Annotated in this window: 7 protein-coding genes and 1 tRNA gene; 2 read left to right on the top strand and 6 right to left on the bottom strand. The window is 70.6% G+C overall.

All coding sequences use genetic code 11. The annotated features are described in order from the left end of the window. Positions 1–175: 175 nt before the first annotated feature. Entirely contained in the window at positions 176–1,465 is a 1,290-nt protein-coding gene (locus PMI01_RS08565) for an RNA polymerase sigma factor (RefSeq protein ID WP_007666833.1), read from the bottom strand. Continuing rightward, positions 1,462–1,866, bottom strand: a complete 405-nt coding sequence (locus PMI01_RS08560) for a YciI family protein (RefSeq protein WP_007666830.1) — start codon at positions 1,864–1,866, stop codon at positions 1,462–1,464. Before PMI01_RS08560 ends, PMI01_RS08565 begins: the two co-directional genes overlap by 4 nt. Before the next feature lie 198 nt (positions 1,867–2,064). Between PMI01_RS08560 and PMI01_RS28050 the strand changes: the two genes are divergently transcribed. After that, positions 2,065–2,193, top strand: coding sequence for a hypothetical protein (locus PMI01_RS28050; protein ID WP_255348034.1), 129 nt, complete (start codon positions 2,065–2,067; stop codon positions 2,191–2,193). Positions 2,194–2,349: 156 nt separating this feature from the next. On the opposite strand, the gene PMI01_RS08555 is transcribed toward PMI01_RS28050, so the two are convergent. The 3 genes from PMI01_RS08555 to PMI01_RS08545 form a co-directional block, all read right to left on the bottom strand. Next, positions 2,350–2,787 (bottom strand): VOC family protein, encoded by a 438-nt coding sequence (locus tag PMI01_RS08555; RefSeq protein ID WP_007666826.1) that lies wholly within the window; start codon positions 2,785–2,787, stop codon positions 2,350–2,352. 187 nt (positions 2,788–2,974) lie between these two features. Further along, a tRNA-Met gene (locus PMI01_RS08550) sits at positions 2,975–3,051 on the bottom strand. Positions 3,052–3,096: 45 nt separating this feature from the next. Further along, complete coding sequence (locus PMI01_RS08545) at positions 3,097–4,149, bottom strand: glycosyltransferase (RefSeq protein ID WP_007666825.1); 1,053 nt, start codon at positions 4,147–4,149, stop codon at positions 3,097–3,099. Between the two features lie 167 nt (positions 4,150–4,316). Here PMI01_RS08545 and PMI01_RS08540 point away from each other — a divergent pair, with 167 nt between their 5' ends. Then, entirely contained in the window at positions 4,317–5,537 is a 1,221-nt protein-coding gene (locus PMI01_RS08540) for a PQQ-dependent sugar dehydrogenase (RefSeq protein WP_007666824.1), read from the top strand. Between the two features lie 119 nt (positions 5,538–5,656). On the opposite strand, the gene PMI01_RS08535 is transcribed toward PMI01_RS08540, so the two are convergent. Next, a complete protein-coding gene (locus tag PMI01_RS08535) occupies positions 5,657–6,028 on the bottom strand; it encodes a hypothetical protein (RefSeq protein WP_007666823.1) in 372 nt (123 codons plus the stop codon). Between the last annotated feature and the right edge of the window lie 24 nt (positions 6,029–6,052).

The following is a 6,052-nucleotide window of genomic DNA, read 5'->3' as shown; positions in this document are numbered from 1 at the left end:
GGCGGCGACGCCCGCCGCGTCCTTGGCGCCCAGGGCGGCGGCCCGGGCGTCGATGGCGGCGCGGACGGCGGCTTCTTCGCTCATGGTCATCTCCTTCTTTCCCCCCGGGGCTTCCCCGCTGGGCGGCATGCTCGAAGGACGAAGCCGGGCCGGGCGATCCGACAGGGGCCGCGAATTATTTTTCGGCCGCCGCCCCGTCCTGCATCAACCGGTCCAGGTGCAGGCGGATGTGCGCGGCCTCGGCGGTGGTGTTGGCCAGGGCGATGGCCTGGTCGAAGGCCGCGCGGGCCTCCTCCCGGCGTCCCAGTTGCAGCAGCAGCCCGCCCTTCAGGCCGAAGAAATGGAAATAGCCCGACAGCCGGGACGCCAGGGGCTCGATCATCGCCAGGGCCGCCTCGGGCCCGGCCACCTTCGACACCGCCACCGCGCGGTTCAGGCTGACCACCGGCGACGGCGCCAGCTGTTCCAGGTCGCCGTACAGCAGGTCGATCCGCGCCCAGCTGGTGTCCTGGGCCCGTTCGGCGCGGGCGTGCTCGGCGGCGATCGCCGCCTGCACCAGGTAGGGGCCGGGCCGGCGATGGCGCACCGCCTTGTCGATCAGGGCCAGGCCCTCGGTGATCATCCGGCGGTTCCACAGGCCGCGGTCCTGGTCCTCGAGCAGCACCACCGCCCCCGCGGCGTCGAACCGGGCCGGGGCGCGGGCGTGCTGCAACAGCAGCAGCGCCGTCAGGCCCATGACCTCCGGCTCGCCCTGGAACAGCCGCAGCAGCAGCCGCGCCAGCCGGATGGCCTCGTCGCACAGCGAGCCCTTGGCCTGCACGGCCTCGCCGCTGGCCGAATAGCCCTCGTTGAAGATCAGATAGACCATGGCCGCCACCGCGCTCAGCCGCTCGGCCCGTTCGAGCGGGCCGGGCGTGTCGAACGGCACGTCGCCGGCCCCGATCCGGGCCTTGGCCCGGGTGATGCGCTGCTCCATCGCCGCCTCGCTGACCAGGAAAGCGCGGGCGATCTGCCGGACCGACAGGCCCGAGACGATACGCAGGGCCACGGCCACCTGCTGGGTGGCCGGCAGGTCGGGGTGGCAGCAGATGAACAGCAGCCGCAGCACGTCGTCGCGATAGTGCTCGCCGTCCAGCCGGTCGGCCAGGGCGGCCTCGGCGTCGTCGAGGTCGGAGATCAGCTCTTCCGACGGCAGGGGCGCGGACTTGCTGCGCTTGCGCACCCCGTCGAGCGCCGCGTTGCGGCCGACCAGGATCAGCCAGGCGGTCGGATCGCGCGGCGGACCGTTCTTGGGCCAGGCCTTCAGGGCCCGCAGGCAAGCGTCCTGGAAGGCCTCCTCGGCGGTGTCCAGGTCGCGGAAATAGCGCAGCAGCGCCGCCACCGCCTGCGGGCGGGCCGCGGTCAGGGCCGCGTCGATCCAGGCCCCGTCCATGCCGGCTCCCCCCATGCTCGCCATCTCGCTCATGCGCCGAACCGTTTCATGGCCCCGCCCGGGAGGCCGCGGACGGCGACGGGCCGGTACAGGCCGATGGGCCGGATCTCATAGGCGCCGGTCCCGGGATTGGCCATCGCCAGTTCGCGCGCGGCGTCGATCGCCTGCTCCAGCCCTTCGCAATCGACGACATAGAAGCCCAGCAATTGCTCCCGGGTCTCGGCGAACGGGCCGTCGATCACCAGCGTCTCGCGGCCCTTGCGCAGGGTGACGGCGGTGGTGGTCGGCAACAAGCGGACCACCGGCCCCAGCCGCCCGGTCACGGCCAGCTTCTGTTCGACGATCGCCAGCCTGGTCATCACCGCAGCATCCTCCGCCGAGGTCCAGGCGCCGACCACGTCCTCGCGACTGTAACAAAATATGGCGTAAAGCATCGGACTGCGCACCTTTCGTTCCCAGGACGATCAGCGACGCCTCAACCCGACACGCCGGCCGGGAAAATTCGTCCACACCATTCCGCTCACGGCCAAGGAGCCATATTTTGAACAGGGCGTTCTTCCACGATCCAGGCGCCTGGCAGCAAAAGAACGAGATCGGGCAAGGGGGATATCGCTCACAGCCAGGAGCCCTTGGTGTTTCAGTTCGTCTCGGTTTTCTTCATTGTCTTCCTGCTCGGCATGCTGGCCTGGCCGAGCCTGGCGCCACGCCTCGGCAACCTGCGGCGCAAGCGCGGCCGGCGGCGTCGGTACTTTCAGGACTGATCCCTCGCCCTGAAACACCATCGGAGCCGGCGCGTGGCGCCAAGCCCGGCCCATGCGGTGAGATCGGCGCCGCCCGCCAACGCCTTGCGCAAAATTCGACTAGCGTGAGGCGCTCGCGAACATCGATCGCTCTTCGTCATCGCCTTCGTATGGCGCTCAGCCGAGTTCCTGGGCGAGTCCGATGAGAAGCCCTTCGGGTCCGCGGATGTAGCAGAGCCGATACGCGTCTTTATACTGCACGACCTCGCCTACGAGCCGCGCGCCGCGCTTGCGGAGCCTTTCAAGCGTCTCGTCGATGTCGTCCACGGTGAACATGACGCGGAGGTAGCCCAGGGCGTTCACCGGGGCGTTGCGGTGATCCGCGACGGGGGGCGGCGTGAGGAAGCGGGAGAGCTCGACCCGGCCGTGGCCATCCGGCGTGCGCATCATGGCGATCTCGACGTGCTGATCGCCCAGCCCGGTGACACGTCCGGCCCATTCTCCGTCGATGGCGCCCCGCCCTTCGAGCTCGAGGCCGAGCTCGCGAAAGAAATCAATCGCCCCTTCGAGGTCGTCGACGACGATTCCGACGTTGTCCATCCGCTTGAGCGCCATGGGCGCCAACCTACAAGGTGTCGTCCAGTCCAACAACGGACCCTTCGTGCGACAGCTCGCGCTCGACCATCCTTGGCGGGAGCCGACGCGCCGAGGTCGCCTGGGGGTGATGCAGCCGCGCGCCACGCGCGATTGAGGGAGCGTAGCGTCCGCTCTCCACCCGTCTCAGACTTTCGGCATATCCGCTTGGTGGCTGGGGGCGGGATCGAACCGCCGACCTGTGGGTTATGAATCCACCGCTCTAACCATCTGAGCTACCCAGCCCGCGCGAAGCGGAGGCGGGCTTATAAGCGCAAAGCGGGGGCGGCTTCAAGCCCGTCCGAGCATCAGATCGAGCACCGCGTCGAGACGCCGCTTCAGGCTCCGCGGACCATAGTCGGCCAGCACCTTGGCGCGGGCCGCGACGCCCAGGGCCACGGCGGTTTGGGGCGCGGCGATCAGCCCGGCCAGGCTGGCGGCCAGGGCGGCGGCGTCGCCCGGCGGGACCAGGCGGCCGTCGACGCCTTCGGCGATCATCTCGACCGGGCCGGGAATGGCGCTGGACGCCACCGGCAGGCCGACGGCCATGGCCTCCAGCAGCACCAGCGGAAAACCCTCCTGGTACGACGGGAAAGCGAAGACGTCGCCGGTGGCCAGGAAGGCCGAGACGTCGCTTCGCCAGCCGACCAGGCGCACGCTGTCGCCCAGGCCGTGCTGGGCGATCAGCCCCTCCAGCTTGCCGCGCTCGTCGCCCTCGCCGGCGATCTCGGCCTCGAAGCCCTGCCCCCGGTCGCGCAGTTGGGCCAGGGCGGCGATCAGCACGTCGAAGCCCTTCTTGGGGTGCAGCCGACCGGCGGCGACGATGCGCGGCGCGCAGATCCCGTCCCTGAACGGCGTCGCCAGGACGGCCGGCGGCTTGACGGCGTTGGGCACGACGTGGACGCGCTCGGCCGGGACGCCGCGCTCGATCGCCAGCTCGGCCAGGTGCCGGCCGACGCAGAGGTAGTGGGTGCGGGTGGTCTCGATGTCGAAGGCCGGCTTGTGCACGCAGACCGCCAGCACGGCCTGGGGCGGCGCGACCCGGGCCAGCAGGCGGGCCGGGCGCTGGCCGTGGCTGAGGATCAGGTCGGGCGCGGTGGCCTTGACCAGCCGCCGGGCCGCGCCGAGCGTGACCGGGTCCCAGTCGGTATAGGCCGGCAGGGTGGCCAGGGGCGGAACCCGGCGCGCCTCCTGGGCGGCGACCTTGCCGCCGGTCCGCACCGCGCCAACGGCCCGGCCGCCATCGGCGGCCGCATAGGCCTCGAGGATGGGCTGGTAATCGAGAAACACCTGCTCCAGGCCGCCCAGACCCTTGCCGAGCATGGCATGCAGGATGGCGGTCAAGGCGAGCTCCGCGAAACAAGCCAGGGCGTGGCGAGGCCGGACCTTCGTCGGGGCGGAAAGGGAAGTCAACGCGCCCATCCCCCTCAAGCGCGGATGACAAGCGCACGGCGCAATGACAACGTAGTCACCTGGCCAATCGCCCGCCCTCCCCCAACTGGACAGTCCACATGCGTCTTCGCCACCTCGCCCTCGCCGTGCTCGCCCTGTCCGCCTGCGGTCCCGCCGGCGAGGCCCAGGTTCCGGCCAATCCGCCGGTCCAGACCGCCCCGCCCAACGCGCCCGACCAGAAGCCCGCCTTCCCGCAGCAGACCCGCGCGCCCGAGCAGAAGCTGGGCGTCGCCTACCAGGTCGAGACCCTGGCCACCGGCCTGAACCACCCCTGGAGCCTGGCCTTCCTGCCCGACGGGTCCAAGCTGGTCACCGAACGGGCCGGCGCCCTGCGGATTCTCGGCGCCGACGGCAAGCTGTCGCCGGCCGTCACCGGCCTGCCGGCGGTCTATGCCGAGGGCCAGGGCGGCCTGTTCGACGTGGCGCTGGATCCGGACTACGCCAAGAACGGCCTGATCTACTGGACCTATGCCGAGGCCCGCGAAGGCGGCGGCAACGGCACGACGGCGGCGCGCGGCAAGCTGGTCCCAGGGGTCGCGCCCAGGCTGGAGAACGTCCAGGTGATCTGGCGGCAGGCGCCGGCCCTGGATTCGCCCCTGCACTTCGGCGGCCGCCTGGCCTTCGCCCGCGACGGGGCGCTGTTCATCACCACCGGCGAGCGCTCGATCCAGGAGGGCCGGGTGCAGGCCCAGCACCTGGACGCCGCCCTGGGCAAGGTCATCCGCATCCGTCCCGACGGTTCGATCCCCGCCGACAACCCCTATGTCGGCAACCCGCAGGCCAAGCCCGAGATCTGGTCGATGGGCCACCGCAACCTCCAGGGCGCGACGATCAACCCGTGGAGCGGCCAGCTGTGGACCGCCGAACACGGCGCCAAGGGCGGCGACGAGATCAACACCCCCAAGGCTGGCAAGGACTATGGCTGGCCGACCATCACCTATGGCGAGGAGTATTCCGGCAAGCCGATCGGCGACGGAATCACCCAGAAGGCCGGCATGGAGCAGCCGATCTACTACTGGGACCCGGTGATCGCCCCCTCGGGCCTGGCGTTCTACGACGCGGGCCTGTTCCCGGCCTGGAAGGGCAGCCTGTTCGTCGGCGGGCTGAAGGGCTACCTGGTGCGCCTGACGCTGAAGGACGACAAGGTGACGGGCGAGGAGCGCCTGCTGTCGGAGCTGAACTTCCGGATCCGCGACGTGCGGGTGGGCCCGGACGGGGCGGTGTACGTGGTCACCGACGAGGATGACGGACGGGTGCTGAGGATTTCGCCGAAGGGATAGGGGGCGCCAAATCCTCCTCCTCTGGGGGAGGTGGCCCAGAGGGCCGGAGGGGGTCTTCCCCGCCGGCTCAGCATGCCCCTCCGTCGGCTTCGCCGACACCTCCCCCAAAGGGGGAGGATTTACCGCGGCTTGCCCTTCCGCGCCTCCCAAAGGCTGGCCGCCAGCGACGGCTTGCCCTTCAGCAGGGTCGCCGCGGCCATGCCGGCCAGGAACGACGCCGTCGGATGGGCCTGCATCATGGTCATCACGCGCTGCTCCAGCGGCGGCGGACGGACGCGGTCCCGGTGCTGTTTCTGCAGCAGCGCCCAGACCGCCACCACCACGGCCGCCACGGTCGCGACGATGGCGTAGGCCCAGGCCGCGCCGACCCACTGGCTGAGAAAGGCGAACACCGCCATCGCCCCGGCCACGGCGGCGATGGCCGCCGCCATGATCAACCCCGCCCCCGCCATCAACCGCGAGATCAGTTTGTCGATGAAGTCATCGAGCATCGCGCCCTCCTGAAAAGCCAGGAT

The organism is Caulobacter sp. AP07 (assembly GCF_000281955.1).
In the GTDB taxonomy this organism is placed as follows: domain Bacteria; phylum Pseudomonadota; class Alphaproteobacteria; order Caulobacterales; family Caulobacteraceae; genus Caulobacter.
Note: the sequence above shows the minus strand (reverse complement) of the source record. Positions and strands in the feature narration are given on the sequence as shown.

Coding starts and splice junctions, on each gene's coding strand:
- PMI01_RS08565 (WP_007666833.1), bottom strand. CDS start 1,465: ATGAGCGAGATGGCGAGCATGGGGGGAGCCGGCATGGACGGGGCCTGG.
- PMI01_RS08560 (WP_007666830.1), bottom strand. CDS start 1,866: ATGCTTTACGCCATATTTTGTTACAGTCGCGAGGACGTGGTCGGCGCC.
- PMI01_RS08555 (WP_007666826.1), bottom strand. CDS start 2,787: ATGGCGCTCAAGCGGATGGACAACGTCGGAATCGTCGTCGACGACCTC.
- PMI01_RS08540 (WP_007666824.1), top strand. CDS start 4,317: ATGCGTCTTCGCCACCTCGCCCTCGCCGTGCTCGCCCTGTCCGCCTGC.
- PMI01_RS08535 (WP_007666823.1), bottom strand. CDS start 6,028: ATGCTCGATGACTTCATCGACAAACTGATCTCGCGGTTGATGGCGGGG.